Annotated in this window: 17 protein-coding genes, 3 tRNA genes and 1 pseudogene; 7 read left to right on the top strand and 14 right to left on the bottom strand. The window is 69.0% G+C overall.

All coding sequences use genetic code 11. The annotated features are described in order from the left end of the window. Window positions 1-347: 347 nt before the first annotated feature. The 11 genes and pseudogenes from A9X00_RS16630 to A9X00_RS16675 all read right to left on the bottom strand — a co-directional run bounded on the left by A9X00_RS16630 (window position 348) and on the right by A9X00_RS16675 (window position 4926). Window positions 348-1430: an alkaline phosphatase family protein gene (locus tag A9X00_RS16630; RefSeq protein ID WP_232006851.1), complete on the bottom strand. Its 1083-nt coding sequence runs from the start codon at window positions 1428-1430 to the stop codon at window positions 348-350. 36 nt (window positions 1431-1466) lie between these two features. Next, window positions 1467-1934, bottom strand: a pseudogene (locus tag A9X00_RS31970) (transcription termination/antitermination NusG family protein); the annotation flags it as partial. 29 nt (window positions 1935-1963) lie between these two features. Then, entirely contained in the window at window positions 1964-2428 is a 465-nt protein-coding gene (secE, locus tag A9X00_RS16635; RefSeq protein WP_067155486.1) for a preprotein translocase subunit SecE, read from the bottom strand. 95 nt (window positions 2429-2523) lie between these two features. After that, window positions 2524-2596, bottom strand: a tRNA-Trp gene (locus A9X00_RS16640). Between the two features lie 155 nt (window positions 2597-2751). Further along, on the bottom strand, window positions 2752-3252 hold the full coding sequence (gene hadC / locus A9X00_RS16645) for a (3R)-hydroxyacyl-ACP dehydratase subunit HadC (RefSeq protein ID WP_067155488.1): 501 nt from the start codon (window positions 3250-3252) through the stop codon (window positions 2752-2754). Window positions 3253-3276: 24 nt separating this feature from the next. After that, window positions 3277-3705 (bottom strand): (3R)-hydroxyacyl-ACP dehydratase subunit HadB, encoded by a 429-nt coding sequence (gene hadB, locus A9X00_RS16650; protein WP_067155491.1) that lies wholly within the window; start codon window positions 3703-3705, stop codon window positions 3277-3279. Further along, window positions 3692-4171 carry a (3R)-hydroxyacyl-ACP dehydratase subunit HadA gene (hadA, locus tag A9X00_RS16655; protein ID WP_067155493.1) on the bottom strand — a complete coding sequence of 160 codons (480 nt, stop codon included), beginning with the start codon at window positions 4169-4171 and terminating at the stop codon, window positions 3692-3694. The genes hadB and hadA overlap by 14 nt, the downstream gene beginning before the upstream one ends. 44 nt (window positions 4172-4215) lie before the next feature. Beyond that, complete coding sequence (rpmG, locus tag A9X00_RS16660; protein ID WP_066907182.1) at window positions 4216-4383, bottom strand: 50S ribosomal protein L33; 168 nt, start codon at window positions 4381-4383, stop codon at window positions 4216-4218. A 41-nt stretch (window positions 4384-4424) separates the two neighbouring features. Then, window positions 4425-4498, bottom strand: a tRNA-Met gene (locus A9X00_RS16665). Between the two features lie 53 nt (window positions 4499-4551). Next, window positions 4552-4624 (bottom strand) — tRNA-Thr (locus A9X00_RS16670). A 95-nt stretch (window positions 4625-4719) separates the two neighbouring features. Next, entirely contained in the window at window positions 4720-4926 is a 207-nt protein-coding gene (locus tag A9X00_RS16675; RefSeq protein ID WP_067155495.1) for a type II toxin-antitoxin system VapB family antitoxin, read from the bottom strand. Window positions 4927-5166: 240 nt separating this feature from the next. Between A9X00_RS16675 and A9X00_RS16680 the strand changes: the two genes are divergently transcribed. The 3 genes from A9X00_RS16680 (at window position 5167) to A9X00_RS16690 (ending at window position 7557) form a co-directional block, all read left to right on the top strand. Then, window positions 5167-5880: an MBL fold metallo-hydrolase gene (locus A9X00_RS16680; RefSeq protein ID WP_067155498.1), complete on the top strand. Its 714-nt coding sequence runs from the start codon at window positions 5167-5169 to the stop codon at window positions 5878-5880. Between the two features lie 125 nt (window positions 5881-6005). Then, window positions 6006-6839: a hypothetical protein gene (locus A9X00_RS16685; protein ID WP_067155500.1), complete on the top strand. Its 834-nt coding sequence runs from the start codon at window positions 6006-6008 to the stop codon at window positions 6837-6839. A 22-nt stretch (window positions 6840-6861) separates the two neighbouring features. Then, on the top strand, window positions 6862-7557 hold the full coding sequence (locus A9X00_RS16690; protein ID WP_067155503.1) for a crotonase/enoyl-CoA hydratase family protein: 696 nt from the start codon (window positions 6862-6864) through the stop codon (window positions 7555-7557). Window positions 7558-7688: 131 nt separating this feature from the next. Here A9X00_RS16690 and cynS read toward each other — a convergent pair whose 3' ends face one another. The 3 genes from cynS to A9X00_RS16705 all read right to left on the bottom strand — a co-directional run bounded on the left by cynS (window position 7689) and on the right by A9X00_RS16705 (window position 9533). Continuing rightward, entirely contained in the window at window positions 7689-8156 is a 468-nt protein-coding gene (cynS, locus tag A9X00_RS16695; RefSeq protein ID WP_067155598.1) for a cyanase, read from the bottom strand. 83 nt (window positions 8157-8239) lie between these two features. Beyond that, on the bottom strand, window positions 8240-8989 hold the full coding sequence (locus A9X00_RS16700) for a class I SAM-dependent methyltransferase (RefSeq protein ID WP_067155601.1): 750 nt from the start codon (window positions 8987-8989) through the stop codon (window positions 8240-8242). 28 nt (window positions 8990-9017) lie between these two features. Beyond that, a complete protein-coding gene (locus tag A9X00_RS16705; RefSeq protein ID WP_067155506.1) occupies window positions 9018-9533 on the bottom strand; it encodes a nitroreductase family protein in 516 nt (171 codons plus the stop codon). 72 nt (window positions 9534-9605) lie between these two features. Between A9X00_RS16705 and recC the strand changes: the two genes are divergently transcribed. From recC to A9X00_RS16725, 4 genes are all read left to right on the top strand, one after another. Beyond that, on the top strand, window positions 9606-12890 hold the full coding sequence (gene recC, locus A9X00_RS16710; RefSeq protein WP_067155509.1) for an exodeoxyribonuclease V subunit gamma: 3285 nt from the start codon (window positions 9606-9608) through the stop codon (window positions 12888-12890). Continuing rightward, window positions 12891-16157 (top strand): exodeoxyribonuclease V subunit beta, encoded by a 3267-nt coding sequence (gene recB / locus A9X00_RS16715; RefSeq protein ID WP_067155512.1) that lies wholly within the window; start codon window positions 12891-12893, stop codon window positions 16155-16157. Beyond that, the gene (recD, locus tag A9X00_RS16720) at window positions 16154-17872 is read left to right on the top strand and encodes an exodeoxyribonuclease V subunit alpha (RefSeq protein ID WP_067155514.1); all 1719 of its coding nucleotides are present in this window, start codon (window positions 16154-16156) and stop codon (window positions 17870-17872) included. Before recB ends, recD begins: the two co-directional genes overlap by 4 nt. Window positions 17873-17936: 64 nt before the next feature. Next, window positions 17937-18638, top strand: coding sequence for a TVP38/TMEM64 family protein (locus tag A9X00_RS16725; protein ID WP_067155517.1), 702 nt, complete (start codon window positions 17937-17939; stop codon window positions 18636-18638). Window positions 18639-18708 lie beyond the last annotated feature (70 nt).

Raw genomic sequence — 18708 nt, forward strand, 5'->3', positions numbered from 1 at the left:
ATACATCTGCTGGACGTGCTCGGCAGGGGCTCCGGTTTCAGATACGCATACACATACACAGGGTTTATCTGCGCACCATGGGACGATGCCATGTCCTATCCGCAGATGCAGCGGCTCCATCGTGTGTCCGCCGATGTTGATTCGGCCGTTGCAGCGATCGCCGCAGGCATGCGCGACGGTCGTGCGATTGCCGAGCGGTGCTTCCCGGCGTTCCTTGAAGGGGGGGCAGACGGAGCCGCAGACGCCCCCCATCTGACAGCTTGGCGCATGCCCTCAGCCACCGAGGGCATCTCGCCGCAGCCTTTTTGGCCGGCCCGATGTCGATCGAGACGGCGTCGCGGGAAAGATCAGCGCGCGGCGCTGTACACGTCGCTGCCAAAGCCCTGCAGGCCGTTCATGCCGGCATAGCCAAGATGCGATAACCCGAAAACGTCCTCGATGCTCTTGAGCAGGGCATAGTGGTTGTAGGGCGTATTGCTGACCGTGCCCGGCTTGACGAAGGGGGAGAGCACCACCGCGCCGACGCGGCCACCGCCAGGGCCGGTCAGGCCCGGCGCGACCGAGTTTGGCCCGGTCGGCTCACCGCAGCAGGCCGAGGTGTCATTCGTATCCGCTTCGTCGAACGTGATGATCAGCAGGCCATCGGACTGGAACGCCGGTGAGTTGATGATCTGCGGCACCCAGGCCTGCAGGAACCGGTTGACCGCCGGCAGTCCGCCTGCGCTCTTGCCGTCCGCGCAGGTGGGCTCGTCGTGACCATCGTTGCACAGGTTTGGCACGATGAAGGAGAACGCGGGCGTGGTTGCAACGCTGTTCAGATCGGTGGCCAGCGAATCGAGCCGCACCACATGACTGTCGCAATACGACTGGTTGTCGATCACTGAGTGGAAATACATGAACGGGTTGTGGCGCGTCGCGTATCCGTCCGTCGCGATGGCGGAGTGCGTGACGTCCTTGCCATCGAGGGCGGGGTGGGAGCAGGTCGATCTGCCGTCGCGCGTCAGATCGTTGCCCATGTCTTCCATATAGCCGCGCCAAGCCAACCCTTTGGCATCCAGTTGGCTGGCGATCGTGCCGATGGCGGCAGGGTAGACACAGCCGGTTCCAGTCACCTGCCCGTTGGCATCGGGGCTCATGGTGCCCAACCAGTCGGTGTAGTACTGGCAGTCAGCCTGGGTCTGCGCATTGGGTGCCTGACCGCTGATCATGGTCAGGTAGTTATCGTTGCTGTTGTGGCCGGTACCGTAGTACTGAGTCAGCAACGCGCCTTGGCTCGTCAGCGTGTTTGCGAGGTAAGGCGCTTGGCTGCCAGAACCGAAAGTCTGGGTATAGCCCTTGTTCTCCAGCACGATGACGAACACATGGCCGATCCGGCTTGCGGTTGGCGTCACCGGGCCCTGCGCGGGTGGCGAGACCGGAGCCGGCGACACTGCTGCCGAAGGCCCACCTGTCGAGTTGGCTGCATCGCTCGCGCCGCCGAAGCCCGTGACGCCCGGGGTGTTGCGCACCGCGGCCCACGAGTCGTCGGTCAGGTCCATGCGCACCAGGATGTAGCCGGGCAGCACCTTGCGGTTGACCTGCTTGCGCTGGCCGTTCTTGATCTCGGTGACCTCTTCGGTGGGCACCTCGACCTGGAAGATGTAGTCGCCGACATCCAGGTTCTGCACGCGGGTTTCCAGGTTGGCCTTCACCTTGTTCTCGTATCCCGCGTACGAGTGGATGACGTACCAGTCGCCCGGCTTGCTGCGCAGGTCCGCCTTGAGCGCGGCGGCGGGGTCGTCCTCGACCTCCTCGGCCGGCTCGGCGTGAGCCTCCTCGCCGGGCGTCTCGGTGGTCTCTAGGGTCTCGCTGGCCTCGGCGGCCTCGGTGGTCTCGGCGACGTCTTGCACGTCGACCGCTTCACCCGCGGACGTGTCACCGTCGAAGGTAGTCACGGTTTTCGGTCCTTCCTGTAACTCAAAGCTCACCCGAACACCAGCAGCACCAGCTTGGCCAGGCCGAAATCAGCCAGGCCCACCACCGCCACCATGAACGCCAGGAATGCCAGCACCACGGAGGTGTAGGTCAGCATCTGCCGGCGGTTGGGCCAGATCACCTTCCGCATCTCGGCAACGACCTGCTTGAGGTAGTTGTAGACGAACGCGAACGGGTTGACCGAACGAGCGCCGGGCTTCTTCGCGGTCTTGGCCTTAGCCGTCCGAGCCGTCCGGCCCTTCTTGGCCTTGCCCTCCTTGGCGACCTCGACCTCGTCCGGCGACTCGGCGTCGGCGGACGAACCCGAGTCGTCGGCCACGCGTTGCCGCGTCCGCTTGCCGGTCGGCCGTTGCGGCCGGGTCACCACGGCCGTCCGACCGCCGCTGTCGCGGCTTTGCTCAGTCTCGCCGCCGTCGCGTGCGGCGTCGTTGGCAGCGTCGCCCTCGTCGCTCACCGCATGCTCCTTTGTCTGCTAGTTTCCCGCGAACCGTTCCGCATGATGCACTTCTTCCAGTGTCCACCATGGCACGGTCCGCATAGGTCCGTCAGCAGGGGCGACAGGACTTGAACCTGCAACCTGCGGTTTTGGAGACCGCTGCTCTGCCAGTTGAGCTACGCCCCTTCGCGGTTGGCAGGCCAACCTGCGCTTACCTGCCGGGGCTTACATGACACGCGCGCTCCCCGATTACTCGAACCCCGGAAAGCGCGCTGATGCTGGGAAAACCCCGAGGTTCGAGTGTACTCGATACCCCTTATGCGCAGGAAATCCGCGGCAAACTAGGAGGTTCTGATGACCTGCCCGGACTCTTTGTCCCATTTGAGTCGGGCGGATTCTTCGCCCTGCTGACCCATCAGCGTGGTGTAGGCCTCCAGCACGAGTTCGCCGTCGTCGTTGTGGCAGATGTTCTTCGTGACGACGATGTCGGCGCCGAAGCGTTCGACCACCGAATGGATGTCCATCCGGGCCCACAGCTTGTCCCCGGCCAGCACCGGCTTGTGGAAGAGGAACTGCTGGTCGACCTGGACGATCTGCATGGTCTCCATGCCCACGTCGACGTGCCGGAAGAAATCCAGCTGGACGTATTTGGCGAGGATCGTCACGAAGGTCAGCGGGGCGACGATCGCGTCGTAGCCGTGCTCGGCGGCCGCGTCCTCGTCGAAGTAGGCTGGGTGATCGCACTTGATGGCCCGCGCGAACTCGCGGAGCTGCTCGCGGCCCACGACGAAGTAGTCCGGGTACCGCCAGACCATCCCGCGGATGTCGGTTTTGAGAGCCATGGGCTTATCTTCTTCCTAGCCCGCCTACGCCAGTTTGGCCGACGCGATGGCGCGGCCGAAGATTTTTTTGCCGCCGGTGGTGGCGGTGAGGGCGATGGTCACCGACTTGCTCTCGGGATCGACCGACTTCACCCGGCCGCTGAACACCAGCTCGGCGCCCTTGCCGTCGTTGGGCACCGGCACCACCGCGGTGAAGCGCACGTTGTACTCGGTGACCGCGCCCGGGTCCCCGACCCACGAGGTGACGTAGCCCCCGCCCAGCCCCATGGTCAACATGCCGTGGGCGATCGCGGTGTCCAGCCCCACGACCTTGGCGATCTCGTCGTCCCAGTGGATCGGGTTCAGGTCGCCGGAGACCCCCGCGTAGTTGACCAGGTCCTGACGGGTCAGGGGGTAGATCCTCTCCGGCAGCTGGTCCCCCACCTTGACCGAACTGAACTCACGCAGTGGCATCAGAAAATCCCTTTTCTCCATTCTCGCCGGCACGGCCCGCGAGGGTCGTGTAGGTCTCCTGCACAACGTCACCGGCTTCGTCGGTGATGATGTTCTTGGTCACGATGATCTGGGTGCCGTGTGCCTCGCGCATCGAGTCCACCCACACGTCGCAGTAGAGCTTGTCGCCCGCCACGATCGGCTTGGCGAACTTGAGTACCTGGTCGACCTGGACGATCTGTGCGTCCTCGACCGCGATCTTGGCGTGTTCGAAGAAGGCCGACTGAGCCTGGTAGCCGAACACGCAGATGAACGTCAGGGGGGCCACCAACCCCTTGTAGCCGAGTTCGGCCGCCGCATCCTCATCCTGAAAAATGGAGCCGTCGTTTTGCACCGCCACCGCGTACTCGCGGATCTTCTCCCGCTCCACGACATAGTGGTCGGGATAGCGGTAGTGCATCCCGACGATCTTTGCGCTCAAAGACACAGGTCTAAAGCCTACCTAGTCAACCTCAATAAATGTCGCGGGCCCTACCGTGTTTCGCGGTGGGGCTGGTGCTTACCGCAATTCGGGCAGAACTTCTTCAGCTCCATGCGGTCGGGGTCGTTGCGGCGGTTCTTCTTGGTGATGTAGTTACGGTGCTTGCACACCTCGCATGCCAAGGTGATCTTGGGCCGCACATCGGTACTGGAAGCCATGTCCGTTCTCTCTCAAATCGCGCTGTTGTGCTGTTGCCTTGTAGCGATGGCCGGACTCGAACCGGCGACCTAACGATTATGAGTCGTTCGCTCTAACCGACTGAGCTACATCGCCTCGGGGCCACCCCGCCTTGGGGTGTGGGCCGCCTGCCTGCTCGGCGTCCGCCGAGCCCCCTAACGGAATCGAACCGTTGACCTTTTCCTTACCATGGAAACGCTCTACCGACTGAGCTAAGGGGGCCGTTCACCCAAGCGACAGTCCTGCCGCGAGGCCTAAAAGAGGGTACAGCCTGGCGCGCAACGTCACCAAACCACCGACTGCCCCCGGGCGGCTCGTCAACTGGTCGCGTCGCGACGAGGTTGCCACGCGCTGAGATCGCTGAACTCGTCGTACTCCTCGTCGTCCTTGTCTTCCGGGTCCGACTCGGCGAGCAAGGTCCGCAACGCCAGATGGACGGCCTCGCGCGTGTCGGCCAGGTGGAACCGACGAATCGCTTCTTGGACCAGATCGTCGTCGACTTCGATCTCGACCGTCTTCTTCATGCGCCAACAATACCCACTACGGGTGACCTGAACCCGGGCGGCGAGTCGCGGGCAAACCACTAGACCTGATGGTGCGGACCCGCTTCGCCCGGCCGCGCCGCGCTCGCGATCCGCACTGGACCTGATGGTGCGGACCCGCTTCGCCCGGCCGCGCCGCGCTCGCGATCCGCACTGGACCTGATGGTGCGGACCCGCTTCGCCCGGCCGCGCCGCGCTCGCGATCCGCACTAGTCTGGTCGGGTGTCAGAGGACCGGCTGTATTTCCGCCAACTGCTCTCCGGTCGCGATTTCGCTGCCGGTGACATGTTCGCGACGCAGATGCGCAACTTCGCCTACCTGATCGGGGACCGCCAGACCGGGGACTGTGTGGTGGTCGACCCCGCGTATGCCGCCGGCGACCTGCTCGACGCGCTCGAGGCCGACGGCATGCACCTGTCCGGCGTACTGGTGACCCACCATCACCCCGACCACGTGGGCGGGTCGATGATGGGCTTCCAGATGGAGGGCCTGGCCGAGCTGCTGGAGCGAGCGGCCGTCCCGGTGCATGTGAATGCCCATGAAGCCGTTTGGGTTTCGAGGGTGACCGGGATCGGCCTCGGCGACCTCACCACCCACGAGGGCCACGACAAGGTCAGCATCGGCGACATCGAGATCGAGCTGCTGCACACGCCGGGCCACACCCCCGGCAGCCAGTGCTTCCTGCTCGGGGACCGCCTGGTCGCCGGGGACACGCTGTTCCTGGACGGGTGCGGGCGCACCGACTTCCCCGGCGGCGACTCCGACGAGATGTATCGCAGCCTGCAGCGGCTCGCCGCGCTGCCGGGCGACCCGACAGTCTTTCCGGGACACTGGTATTCGGCCGAGCCGAGCGCATCGCTGTCGGAGGTCAAGCGCTCCAACTATGTGTATCGCGCCGCGGACCTTGATCAGTGGCGAATGTTGATGGGCGGCTAATTGACGTGGGGCAATTTTTCGCTGCACTGATTGCGCGGTCGGCAATATCGGCCGAATACCTCTACGATCGGTCCAGCGAAATGTCCCGCCGAAGATCGCTGTGATATAAGCGGAGGGTGGATTCAATGGGGTGGATCCAGGACGGCTGGCACGGGGTGACAAATGTGGGGTCCAGCACCTGGTTGGCGTGGGCGGCGTGGGCCGCCATCTTGCTGGGTATCGTCGCGCTGATCTTCACAAATCGCCAGCTCAGGCTCAACCGGCGGGTGGCCGCGGAGAAGATTCGGCCGCACGTCGCGATGTACATGGAACCGCATCCCGCCGACTGGCACGTAATCGAACTGGTCGTCCGGAATTTCGGCCAGACCGCGGCCTACGACATCCGCTTTTCATTTCCGAATCCGCCGACGGTAGCCGAATACGAAAACGCCGCCGACGGCTACGCCGACGTCGTACAACTGCAGCTTCCGAGCGAGTTGCCGGTGCTCGCGCCCGGCCAGGAATGGCGCATGGTGTGGGACTCGGCGCTCGACCGCGCCGAAATCGGAACGGGCATCGAATCCCGCTTCGCCGGCACCCTGATCTATTACGACCGCCCCGACAAGCCGCGCGGTTGGCGGTTCTGGCAGGGCGAGCGACCCGCCCTGCAGACGAGCGTGGTGCTGGACTGGGATGCGCTGCCGCCGGTCCAGCGCATCGAGTTGATGACGACGCACGACCTGGCGAAACGGGAAAAACAGAAGCTGGAGCTGCTGCGCGGCCTGCTGACCTACTTCCACTACGCCAGCAAGGAAACGCGCCCCGACGTGTTCCGCAGCGAGATCGAGCGGATCAACGGCGCCGTGCAGGAGACGCAGGAGCGGTGGCGCACCCGGCTGCTCGACCAGCCCACCGATGTCGGACTGCGCTGGGGTAACGCCGAAGCGGATCTGGCCAAACACCGCAGCCAGCACGTCTGACGCGGGATCGAAGGAGCAACCCATGACCGGCCCGGTCGCCTACAGCCAGCAGGACTCCATCGCGGTCATCAGGATGGACGACGGCAAGGTCAACGCGCTGGGCCCGACCATGCAGCAGGCGCTGAACGAGGCCATCGACCAGGCCGACAGCGACAATGTCGGGGCGCTGGTGATCACCGGGAACGATCGGGTGTTCAGCGGCGGCTTCGACCTGAAGATCCTGACCTCGGGTCAGGCGCAGCCCGCGATCGACATGCTGCGGGGCGGCTTCGAGCTGGCCTACCGGCTGTTGTCCTACCCCAAGCCGGTGGTGATGGCCTGCACCGGCCACGCCATCGCGATGGGCGCGTTCCTGCTGTCGTCCGGCGACCACCGGGTGGCCGCCCACGCCTACAACATCCAGGCCAACGAGGTCGCGATCGGCATGGTCATCCCGCACGCGGCGCTGGAGATCATGAAACTGCGGCTGACGCGGTCCGCCTACCAGCAGGCCGCCGGGCTGGCCAAGACGTTCTTCGGCGAAACCGCCCTCGCGGCGGGCTTTGTCGACGAAATCGTGTTGCCGGAGGTGGTGGTCAGCCGCGCCGAGGAAGCCGCGCGTGAATTCGCCGGCCTGCACCAGCACGCCCACGCCGCAACGAAATTGCGCGCCCGCGCCGACGCCCTGGCGGCCATCCGCGCCGGAATCGACGGGATAGAGGCCGAGTTCGGGCTCTGAAGCGCCGCGCGCGCTGATGTAGTGAGGAGGCGAACGCGGTGGCAGGTAAAAGACCTGGCCACCGCGTTGCTCGCCTCCTCGCCGCCAGTGTGACACGCACGTCCGGCGCCGTCACTTCACCCTGGCGCGGGTCAGTCGGCGGCTGACGTCCATTGGTAGGGAAGGAATTTCCCGTCGAATGTCACCACCACCCGATCGCCGGAGGCGTGCGGGCGCTTTTGCAGGTCGACGCTGAAGTTGATCGCGCTCATGATGCCGTCGCCGAACTGCTCGTGGATCAGTTCCTTGATCGCGCCGCCGTACACCTGGAGGGCTTCGTAGAAGCGGTAGATGGTCGGGTCGGTCGGCACGGCGGTGGGCAGGCCGCCGCGCATCGGCGGGGCCGCCAGCACGGGCACCGCCGACTCGTCGAGGCCGAGCATCTCGACGAGGACCTTGCCGAGCTCGGCGGGTATCGGGTGCTGGCCCAGCAACGCCGACGTGGTCCACAGCACCGGCCTGTCGATCGCGTCGGCCAGCTCCTGCCAGGTCAGCCCCCTGGCCAACCGCGCGACGACGACCTGTTCTGTGAGTTCGTTTCTCGTCATGCGTATCAGCATTGCACCGGACTGGTACGGGTTCATGTCGGCGGAGAAACACGCTCGGTCAATCTGATCGCCGGCGTGCCGCTACCGACCGAACCTCACCCCGGTTTGGTGGCGGTGACGAGGCGAGTCGAAAACCAGGGGCCGCCGTACCACATCCGCCATCCGAGGTTGCGCCGCTTGACGTTTCGCCAGCCCAGCTCGCGCAGCCGGGCGGCGTGGTTGCGGGTCTCCCACAGGTCGGCGATGGCGAGCCGACCGCCCGGGCGCAGCACGCGAACCGCTTCGTCGAGGGCCTTGCGCCGGCCGGCCCGAGTCGGGATGTTGTGGATCGCCAGGCTGCTCACGATGACGTCGACGCTTTCGTCGGCCAGCGGCAGGTCGGTCATGTCGCCGGTGCGCACCTCGACGCGGTCGGCGACCCCTTCCAGCTCCGCGTTGGTCAGCGTGGCCTGCTGCGAGTTGTCGGTCTGGTCGGCCCGCCAGAGGTCCACCCCGATCGCCCGGCCCCGCGGCAGGCGCTTGGCCGCGGCCATCAACACCGCGCCGCGCCCGCACCCCAGGTCGAGCACCGTCTCGTCGCCGCTCAGCCGCAGCTCGTCGAGCACCCGGTCCCAGACGACGAACTTGCCCGATCGCGTGGCGTAGATGTAGGAGAACATCGCCGCGAGCATCGCCGCGCCCGATCCCCCGGCCAGCGCCGCTCCGGCACGCCTGCCGCGCGCCCAGCTGACCGCGGCCCAGACCGCGAGGGCGGCGGCCTGGGCGCACACAGCTACGCCCTGGGTGCGCGCCGAGATGGTGTGAAAAGATCCGTCGATTCCGTAGTCGCCGCGGTGATCATGCACGAGCACAAGCATATTCGGCCGTCTGCGGTCACCAGCTCCCGTGGTGAACGACCTCGGCGAACGGGCGCCGGTTCGGCTTGCGGATCGGGGTGAGCGGGCGGTCGGCGGGATACCCGATGCCGAGCAGGAAGGCCACCTGGTGGTCGTCCGGCACGCCCAGGATGGCGCGCGCCTTGTCCTGGTCGCCCACCGACGAATGGCCCGTCCCGATGCCGAGGTCGGTGGCCGCGATCATCATCGCCATCGTGGCCTGGCCGATGTCGTAGGTGTCGGTGACCAGCCTGCGCCGGTCCGGCGGCTCGGGCACGACGATGGCGATCGCGGCCGGGGCCGCCGCGATGTGGCCGGCGCCCTGCCAGACCGTGGACAGCTCCTGCAGCTGGTCGCGGTCGGTGACGATGACGAAGTCCCACGGCTGCCGGTTCTTCGCCGAGGGTGCCCGCCAGCCGGCCTCGGCGATGCGGTTCAGGTCCTCCTCCGACACCGGCTGTGGCTGGTACTGCCGGACATTGCGCCGCGCGCTGATCGCGTCCCAAGCTTCCATAGTCGTTTCGAACGGCATGTCGGCGCATAATCATCCCCGCCCGTCGGTGCGGCGTTCTATGGTGGCAGCGCAATGGCCCTCCATCTCCACCGCGCCGAACGCACCGATCTGCTCGCCGACGCTCTCGGCGCCCTGCTGGCCAACCCCCGGGCCGACCCGTTCGCCGAGGAGCTGGTGCTGGTGCCCGCGCGCGGCGTGGAGCGCTGGCTTTCTCAGCGGCTGTCGCACGTGCTGGGTGCCGGGCCCGGCGGCGACGGGGTGTGCGCGGGGGTGGCGTTCCGCAGTCCGGCGTCGTTGCTCGCGGAAATCACCGGCACCGCCGACGACGACCCGTGGGCGCCGGAGGCGATGACGTGGCCGCTGCTGGAGGTCATCGACAGCAGCCTCGACGAGCCGTGGTGTGCAACGCTCGCAACGCATTTGGGCCACTTTCACACCGGTGAGGAGTCGGAGCTGCGCCGGGCCCGGCGGTATGCGACGGCGCGCCGGCTGGCGGGGCTGTTCGCGTCGTACGCCCGGCAGCGCCCGCAACTGCTCGCCGACTGGCTGGCGGGCGACGCGGGAAACCTGGACGAGGACCTGCTCTGGCAGCCGGAGCTGTGGCGGGCGCTGGTCCGCCGCGTGCCGGCCGACCCCCCGCACGTGCGCCACGACAAGACCGTCGAGCGGCTGCGAAAAGGGCCGAGTGACCTGCCGGCGCGGCTGTCGCTGTTCGGGCACACCCGCCTGGCGCGCACCGACGTGCAGTTGCTCGACGCGCTGGCGACCCACCACGACCTGCACCTGTGGCTGCCGCACCCCAGCGACGAACTCTGGCGGGCGCTGGCCGGCGCCCACGGCGCGATTCCCCGCCGTGCCGACGTGAGTCACCGCGACGTGCGGCACCCGCTGCTGGCGACGCTCGGACGGGACCTGCGCGAGCTCCAGCGCGGCCTGCCTACGGATCCGCGGACCGACGAATATCTTCCGAGCCCGGCGCGCCCCGACACGCTGCTCGGCTGGCTGCAGTCCGACATCGCCGCCAATGCCGTTCGGCCCCAAGGGCGCAACCTCGCCGCCGACGACCGCTCCGTGCAGATCCACAGCTGCCACGGGCCGGCCCGGCAGGTCGATGTGCTGCGCGAGGTGCTGCTCGGGCTCCTGCAGGACGACCCGACGCTGCAGCCGCGCGACATCCTGGTGATGTGCCCGGACATCGAGACCTACGCGGCGCTGATCGTCGCCGACTTCGGCCTCGGGGACGTGGTGCACGGCGCGCATCCCGCCCACGGTCTGCGGGTGCGGCTCGCGGACCGCTCGCCGATCCAGACCAATCCCCTGCTCGGTGTGGCGGCGCAGCTGCTGGCGCTGGCGGGCAGCCGGGTGACCGCCAGCGAGGTGCTCGACTTCGCCGAGGCCACCCCGGTGCGCGCCTGCTTCGGCTTCACCGACGACGACCTGGAGGCCATCGCCCGCTGGGTCCGGCAGGCGAACATCCGGTGGGGCTTCGATCAGGAGCACCGGCGCCCGTATCACGTCGACTTCGTGCACAACACTTGGCGTTTCGGCATCGACCGGGTGCTGACCGGGGTCGCGATGTCGGACGACTCGCACGCCTGGATCGACGCCACCCTCCCCCTCGACGACGTCAGCAGCAACCGCGTCCAGTTGGCCGGGCAGCTGGCCGAATTCGTCTGCCGACTGCAACACGTCGTCGACTCGCTCACCGGGGCGCGCCCGCTGCGCGACTGGCTGGCCGCCCTGGCCGAGGGCGTTGCTCTGCTGGCGCGCGTCGACGATTCGGACCTGTGGCAGACCAGCCAGATGCAGCGTGAGTTCGCCCAGGTGCTGGCCGACGCCGGCGCCCGCGCGGACACCGTGTTGCGGCTGCCCGACGTCCGCGCCCTGCTCGACCGGCAGCTGTCCGGGCGCCCGACGCGGGCCAACTTCCGCACCGGCACGCTGACGGTGTGCACGATGGTGCCGATGCGCTCGGTGCCGCACCGGGTGGTGTGCCTGGTCGGGCTCGACGACGGGGTGTTCCCGCGCCTGGGCGTCGTCGACGGCGACGACGCGCTGGCCCGCAACCCGATGACCGGCGAACGCGACATCCGTTCGGAGGACCGGCAACTGCTGCTCGACGCGGTCGGCGCGGCCACCGAGAAGCTGGTGATCACCTACACCGGCGCCAACGAGTACTCCGGCCAGCCCCGCCCGCCCGCGGTGCCGCTGGCCGAATTGCTGGACACCCTCGACATGACCGCGCAGCACGGCGTCCGCGACCGCGTCCTCGTCGAGCATCCGTTGCAGCCCTTTGACATTCGCAACGTCACGCCCGGCGAGCTGGTGCCCAAGGTTCCGTTCAGCTTCGACCCGACCGTGCTGCGCGCGGCGCGGGTGGCCGGCGGCCAACGGGGCGAGCGGCCCCGGTTCATCTCCGGGCCGTTGCCGCCACCGCCCGCCGACGACGTGATCCTCGCCGACCTCGTCGAGTTCTTCAAGGATCCGGTGAAGGGCTTCTTCCGCGCCCTGGAGTTCACGCTGCCCCGCGACGTCGACGGCGTGCAGGACGCCATGCCCGTCGACCTCAACGCCCTCGAGGAGTGGACGGTCGGCGACCGGATGCTCGGCGACATCCTGCGCGGCATGACGCCCGACGACGCGCGGCAGGCCGAGTGGCGCCGGGGCACGCTGCCGCCGGGCCAGCTGGGATGGCGCAAGGCGACCGAGATCCGCGATCAGGCCACCCTGCTCGCGGCCGCCGCGCTGCGGCAGCGGCGGGCCGACGCCCGGGCCTACGACGTCGACGTCGAGCTCGGATCGGGGCGACGGCTCACCGGCACGGTGTCGCCGGTGTACGGCGATCGGCTGGTGTCGGTCACCTATTCCAGACTGGACGGCAAGCACCTGCTCGAGTCGTGGATTCCGTTGCTGGCGTTGATCGCCCATGACCCGGGCCGCGACTGGTCGGCGGTGTGCCTCGGCCGCGCTCGGCGGGGCACCACCCCGCGGGAGGAGGGGCTGGGGCGGCCGGCCGGGGATGCCGTCGACGTGTTGCGCGAGCTGGTGGCGATCTACGACGCCGGGCGCCGGGAACCGATTCCGTTGCCCGTCAAGACATCCTATGCGTGGGCGGCCGCCCGGCATTGCGGTGACGACCCGATCCGCGAGGCCGAATACCGCTGGAAATCCGGCAATTATCCGGGCGAGAACGAGGCGCCCGCGCACGTGCGGGCGTGGGGCAGGGACGCGCGGCTGGAGGCCCTGATGCATGCTCCGCGGCCCGGCGAGGAGCACGACGGCGAGGACACCCGGCTCGGCGCCTACGCGGCCCGGCTCTGGCTGCCGATGCTGCGCGCCGAGCGGAGGCCGGGCTAGATGGAGCGCTTCGACCTGCTCGGCCCGTTGCCCGCCGAACGCTCGACGACGGTGCTGGAGGCCAGCGCGGGAACCGGCAAGACCTTCGCGCTGGCCGGCCTGGTGACCCGCTACCTCGCCGACGGCGCGGCCACGCTCGACCAGATGCTGCTCATCACCTTCGGCCGGGCCGCCAGCCAGGAGCTGCGCGAGCGGGTGCGGTGTCAAATCGTCGACGCCGTAGCCGCTTTCGACGACCGCGCCGATCCCGAGCAGGCGGCGCGCAGGCAGCGCCTGCGTGACGCGCTGGCCGGATTCGACGCGGCGACCATCGCGACCACCCACCAGTTCTGCCAGCTGGTGTTGCGCTCGCTCGGCGTGGCCGGCGACACCGCCGCGAGCGTGACCCTGATCGAGAGCCTCGACGAGCTCGTCACCGAGATCGTCGACGACCTGTACCTGGCCCACTTCGGCCAGCAGCGCGACGATCCGGTACTGGCCTACCGCGACGCGCTGCGCCTGGCCCGCGAGGTGGCCAACAACCCGTCGGCGCAGCTGCGGCCGCTGGAGCCCGAGCCCGGCTCGCGGGCGGCGGTGTGCGTCGGCTTCGCGAAAGATGTTCTCGCCGAGCTGGATACCCGCAAGCGCCAGCTGGGCGTGCTGAGCTATGACGACCTGCTGAGCCGGCTGGCGGACGCGCTGGCCACCGAAGATTCACCCGCCCGCGTGCGGATGCAGCAACGCTGGCCGATCGTGATGGTCGACGAGTTCCAGGACACCGACCCGGTGCAGTGGCAGGTCATCGATCGCGCGTTCAGCGGGCGCTCCACCGTCGTGCTGATCGGCGACCCGAAGCAGGCCATCTACGCGTTCCGCGGCGGCGACATCGACACCTACCTGCGGGCGGCCGAAACCGCGGGCGAGAAGAAGACGCTGGGCACCAACTGGCGCAGCGACGCGGCCCTGGTGCAACGCCTGCAGGTGGTGCTGCGCGGCGCCCAACTCGGCGACCCCGCGATCGTGGTGAACGAAGTCGAGGCGCACCACCGGGGCCATCGGCTCGCCGGCGCCCCGCACAACGACCCGTTCCGATTGCGGGTGGTGCCGCGAACCGCGTTGGGCCGCAAGGGTTTGGCGAACATGCCGATCGACGAGTTGCGCGGCCACATCGGCGCCGACCTGGCCGCCGACATCCGCGCCCTGCTCGCCGCCGCCGCGATGTTCGACGGCCGGCCGCTGCAGGCCCGCGACATCGCCGTGATCGTGGAAAGGCACAAGGACGCCGCCGCTTGCTTCCTGGCGCTATGCGATGCGGGCATCCCGGCGGTGTACACCGGCGACTCCGACGTCTTCACGTCGGACGCCGCCGAAGATTGGCTCTGCCTGCTGGAGGCGTTCGATCAGCCGCACCGGCCCGGCATGGTCCGCGCCGCCGCGGCGACGATGTTCTTCGGCGAGACCGCGCAATCGCTGGCGGCCGGCGGTGATGCATTGACCGACCGGGTCGCGGAAACGTTGCGGGAGTGGGCCGGCCATGCCCGCGAACGCGGGGTCGCGGCGATCTTCGAGGCCGCGCAGCTGCGCGGCATGGGTGATCGCGTGTTGTCCTGGCAGGACGGCGAGCGCCACCTGACCGACCTGGCACACATCACGCAGCTGCTGGGAGACGTTGCGCACCGCGAGCACTACAGCCTGCCCGCGCTGCGTGACTGGCTGCGCCGCCAGCGCGACGAACGCAGCGGCTCGGCCGAACGCAACCGGCGACTCGACAGCGACGCGGCCGCCGTTCAGATCATGACCGTGTACGTGAGCAAGGGGCTGCAGTACCCGATCGTGTACCTGCCGTTCGCATTCAACCGCGGTGTGCCGAAACGCGACATCGTGCTGTTCCACCACGACCGGGTGCGCTGCCTGCACGTCGGCGGCCGGGACAGCCCCGACTTCGCGAGGGTCGAGGCGCTGGGACGACAGGAGGATGCCGGCGACGCCAGCCGGCTCACCTACGTCGCCATGACCCGCGCGCAGTCGCAGGTGGTGGCGTGGTGGTCGCCGGCCTACGACGAACCCAACGGCGGCCTGTCACGCCTGCTGCGCGGCCGCCGGCCGGGCGAGTCGTTCGTCCCCGACCGCTGCGAGCCGGCCAAGATCTCCGACGACGACGCGATGGCCCGGCTGCGCGAATGGGAGGCGGCGGGCGGCCCGGTGATCGAGGAGTCGGTGGTGGCCCGGGCCCTGCCCTCGATGCCCCCCGAGCCGGTGCCGTCGGACCTGGACTACCGCCACTTCCACCGCAGCATCGACACCGGCTGGCGGCGCACCTCCTACTCGGGTCTCATCCGGGTGACCGAGACGTCGGCGTCCGCCGGGGTGAGCAGCGAGCCCGAGGTCACCGAGCTGGACGACGAGTCCGGGTCAGTTCCGTTGTCGGAGAACGCCTCCGGGCCGCAGCTGCCCTCGCCGATGGCGGACCTGCCGACGGGCGCGAAGTTCGGCACCCTGGTGCACGCGGTGCTGGAGACCGCCGACCCGCTGGCCGCCGATCTGGCGGCCGAGCTCGAGTCGCAGATCCGGAAGCACTCCGTGTGGTGGCCGGTCGACGTGCCGCCCCAGGCGCTGGCCGCGGCGCTGGTGCCGATGCACGAGACCCCGTTGGGACCGCTGGCCGGCGATTTGACGCTGCGGCAGATCGGCCTGCGGGATCGGTTGCGGGAGTTGGACTTCGAGTTCCCGCTGGCCGGCGGCGATCTGCGGGTGGCGGCACCGGAGATTCTGCTGGCGGATGCGGGAGAATTGTTGCGCGAGCACTTGCCCGCCGGCGATGCGCTGGCCTCCTACGCCGACCGGTTGGCGGGCCCGGCGCTGGGCGGCCAGCCGTTGCGCGGCTACCTCACCGGCTCGGTCGATGCCGTGTTGCGCATTCCCGAGCGCGCGGGGCATCGCTATGTGGTGGTGGACTACAAGACCAACTGGCTCGGCGATCCGGAGCGGCCACTGACGTCCGCCGATTACGACCGGTCGCGGCTCATCGAGGCGATGCTGCACTCGGACTATCCGCTGCAGGCGCTGTTGTACAGCGTTGTGCTGCACCGGTTCCTGCGGTGGCGGGTGTCCGACTACGACCCCGCCCGGCACCTCGGCGGCGTCCTCTACCTCTTCGTGCGCGGGATGTGCGGCGCGGACACACCCGTCGTCGACGGGCATCCGTCCGGGGTGTTCAGCTGGCGACCGCCCCCGTCGTTGGTCGCGGCGTTGTCGGATCTGCTCGACGCGGGTAGGGCGGTCGCGTGACGGTGCAGGCGATCGCCGCCGACGGATTGCTGCGGGTATTCGGCGATGCCGGCGTCTTCGAGGCCGCGGATGTCCATGTGGCGCAGCGCCTCACCGCGCTCGCCGGTGAGCCCGACGAGCGGGTGGCGCTGGCGATCGCGCTCGTCGTGCGCGCGCTGCGGGGCGGTTCGGTGTGCGTGGACCTGCGGGCGGTGGCGGCGCAGCTCGGCATGGCCGAGCTGCCGTGGCCCGCCGCCGACGATTGGCTGGCCGCGGTGCGGGCCAGCCCGTTGCTCGGATCGCCCCCCGCGCTGCGGCTGTTCGGTGACCTGCTCTACCTGGACCGGTACTGGCTCGAGGAGGAGCAGGTGTGCGCCGACCTGTTGGCGCTGTCGGTGTCCGGGACGGTGGGCGACGCGCCCGCGCTGGAGCGACTGTTCGCCAAGCCGAAGTACGACGAGCAACGAACGGCCGCCGAAATGGCGCTGTCGCAGGCGGTTACGGTGCTGACCGGGGGACCCGGCACCGGCAAGACCACCACGGTGGCGCGGCTGCTGGCGCTGCTGGTCGGCCAGGCCGAAAGCGCCGGGGCTCCGCGGCCGCGGATCGCGCGGGCCGCGCCGACCGGCAAGGCCGCGGCGCGACTGGCCGAGGCGGTGGCCGTCGAGGTCGAGAATCTCGAGGATGCGGCGGACCGGGCGCGCCTCGCCGGCGTGCAAGCCACGACGCTGCACCGGCTGCTGGGTTCGCGGCCGGATACGTCGGTGCGGTTCAAGCACAATCGCGGCAACCGGCTGCCGCACGACGTGATCGTCGTCGACGAGACGTCGATGGTGTCGTTGACGATGATGGCCCGGTTGCTGGAGGCCGTGCGCCCGGACACGCGACTCATTTTGGTGGGCGATCCCGACCAGCTCGCCTCGGTCGAGGCCGGCGCCGTGCTCGCGGACCTGGTGGAGGGGCTGGCCGCCCGGCGCGACGTGCGGGTGGCCGCCCTGCGCACGCCGCACCGATTCGGTGAGTCGATCGGCGCGCTGGCCGAGGCGATCCGGACCGGCGACGAAGAGCGCGTAATGGGGTTGCTGCGTGCCGGCGGCGCGAATATCGAGTGGATCGACTCCGACCGCCCCGCCGACCGGCTGCGCGACGTGCTGGTCTCCCACGCGCTGCGGGTGCGGGAGGCCGCGGTGCTCGGCGCCGCGGGCGAGGCGTTGGCGACGCTCGACCAGCACCGGCTGCTGTGCGCGCACCGGCGCGGGCCGTATGGGGTCTCGCACTGGAACCGGCAGGTGGAGCGCTGGCTCACCGAGGAGACGGGCCAGCCGGCGTTCGCGGCGTGGTACGCCGGCCGGCCATTGTTGGTGACCGCCAACGACTATGGGCTCAAGGTCTACAACGGCGACACCGGCGTGGTGGTGGCCGGCCCCGACGGGCTGGTGGCCGTCATCGCCGGGGCCTCTGGGCCGCTGGACTTCGCCCCCAGCCGGCTGGCGGACATCGAGACCATGCACGCGATGACCATCCACAAGAGCCAGGGCAGCCAGGCCGCCGAGGTGACGGTCCTTATGCCGCCTGAGGATTCGCGGTTGCTGACCCGTGAGCTGTTCTATACCGCGGTGACCCGGGCCAAGGTGAAGGTCCGGGTGGTCGGTTCGGAGCCGTCGGTGCGCGCCGCGATCGGCCGGCGGGCGGTGCGGGCGAGCGGGCTACGCCAGCGGCTGCAGGCGGCCCGCTGATGGCTCAGGCCACCTAAGGCCCACACTCGGCGGCCGAGCCCGGTGCGGAAGAATCGCGGTCACCATGGATGACGATCCCCCACCTGCATCCCGACGCCGCCACATCGTGCGGCTCGCGGTGTTCGGCGCGTTCCTGGCTGCAATGTTCTACCTGGTGGCCATCGCACGAGTCATCGACATCGAGGCGATACGGCGCGCGGTCTCGGCGACGGGACCGGCGGCGCCGCTGGCCTATGTCGCGGTGTCGGCGGTCCTCGGCGCGCTGTTCGTGCCGGGCTCGATCCTGGCGGCGGGCAGCGGGATGCTGTTCGGTCCGCTGCTGGGGGTCTTCGTGACGCTGGGCGCGGCGGTCGGCACCGCGGTGGTCGCGAGTCGCGTCGGCCGCCGGGCCGGCCGGGACAGCGCGCGGGCCCTGCTCGGGCAGCGACGCGCCGAGCGCATCGACGCGCTGATCGAACGGGGCGGGCTGTGGGCGGTCGTGGGCCAGCGCTTCGTCCCGGGCATCTCCGACGCCCTCGCGTCCTACGCGTTCGGGGCTTTCGGGGTTCCGTTGTGGCAGATGGCGGTGGGCTCGCTGATCGGTTCGGCGCCAAGGGCTTTCGCGTACACCGCGCTGGGCGCCTCCATCAGGCACCTGTCGTCACCGCTGGCGTACGCGGCGATCGCGGTGTGGTGCGTGAGCGCCATCGTCGGCGCGTTCGCGGCGCGGCACGGATTTCGGAAATGGCGCGGGCAGGCCCGGGGCGGCGTGGACGAACAGGCGTAAGTCTCGTCACCGAACGTGCAACTGTTGCGAAATTCGTCGCAGAAACTCGCAGCAGTTTCACGCTCGACGC

The organism is Mycobacterium sp. 1245805.9, from assembly GCF_001672915.1.
Lineage (GTDB): Bacteria > Actinomycetota > Actinomycetes > Mycobacteriales > Mycobacteriaceae > Mycobacterium.

Excerpts from the sequence above, each read along its gene's own strand:
- hadC (WP_067155488.1), bottom strand. The coding sequence starts at position 3,252 with ATGGCTCTCAAAACCGACATCCGCGGGATGGTCTGGCGGTACCCGGAC.
- hadB (WP_067155491.1), bottom strand. The coding sequence starts at position 3,705 with ATGCCACTGCGTGAGTTCAGTTCGGTCAAGGTGGGGGACCAGCTGCCG.
- rpmG (WP_066907182.1), bottom strand. The coding sequence starts at position 4,383 with ATGGCTTCCAGTACCGATGTGCGGCCCAAGATCACCTTGGCATGCGAG.
- A9X00_RS16675 (WP_067155495.1), bottom strand. The coding sequence starts at position 4,926 with ATGAAGAAGACGGTCGAGATCGAAGTCGACGACGATCTGGTCCAAGAA.
- A9X00_RS16685 (WP_067155500.1), top strand. The coding sequence starts at position 6,006 with ATGGGGTGGATCCAGGACGGCTGGCACGGGGTGACAAATGTGGGGTCC.
- A9X00_RS16690 (WP_067155503.1), top strand. The coding sequence starts at position 6,862 with ATGACCGGCCCGGTCGCCTACAGCCAGCAGGACTCCATCGCGGTCATC.
- cynS (WP_067155598.1), bottom strand. The coding sequence starts at position 8,156 with ATGCTGATACGCATGACGAGAAACGAACTCACAGAACAGGTCGTCGTC.
- A9X00_RS16705 (WP_067155506.1), bottom strand. The coding sequence starts at position 9,533 with ATGGAAGCTTGGGACGCGATCAGCGCGCGGCGCAATGTCCGGCAGTAC.
- recC (WP_067155509.1), top strand. The coding sequence starts at position 9,606 with ATGGCCCTCCATCTCCACCGCGCCGAACGCACCGATCTGCTCGCCGAC.
- recB (WP_067155512.1), top strand. The coding sequence starts at position 12,891 with ATGGAGCGCTTCGACCTGCTCGGCCCGTTGCCCGCCGAACGCTCGACG.
- A9X00_RS16725 (WP_067155517.1), top strand. The coding sequence starts at position 17,937 with ATGGATGACGATCCCCCACCTGCATCCCGACGCCGCCACATCGTGCGG.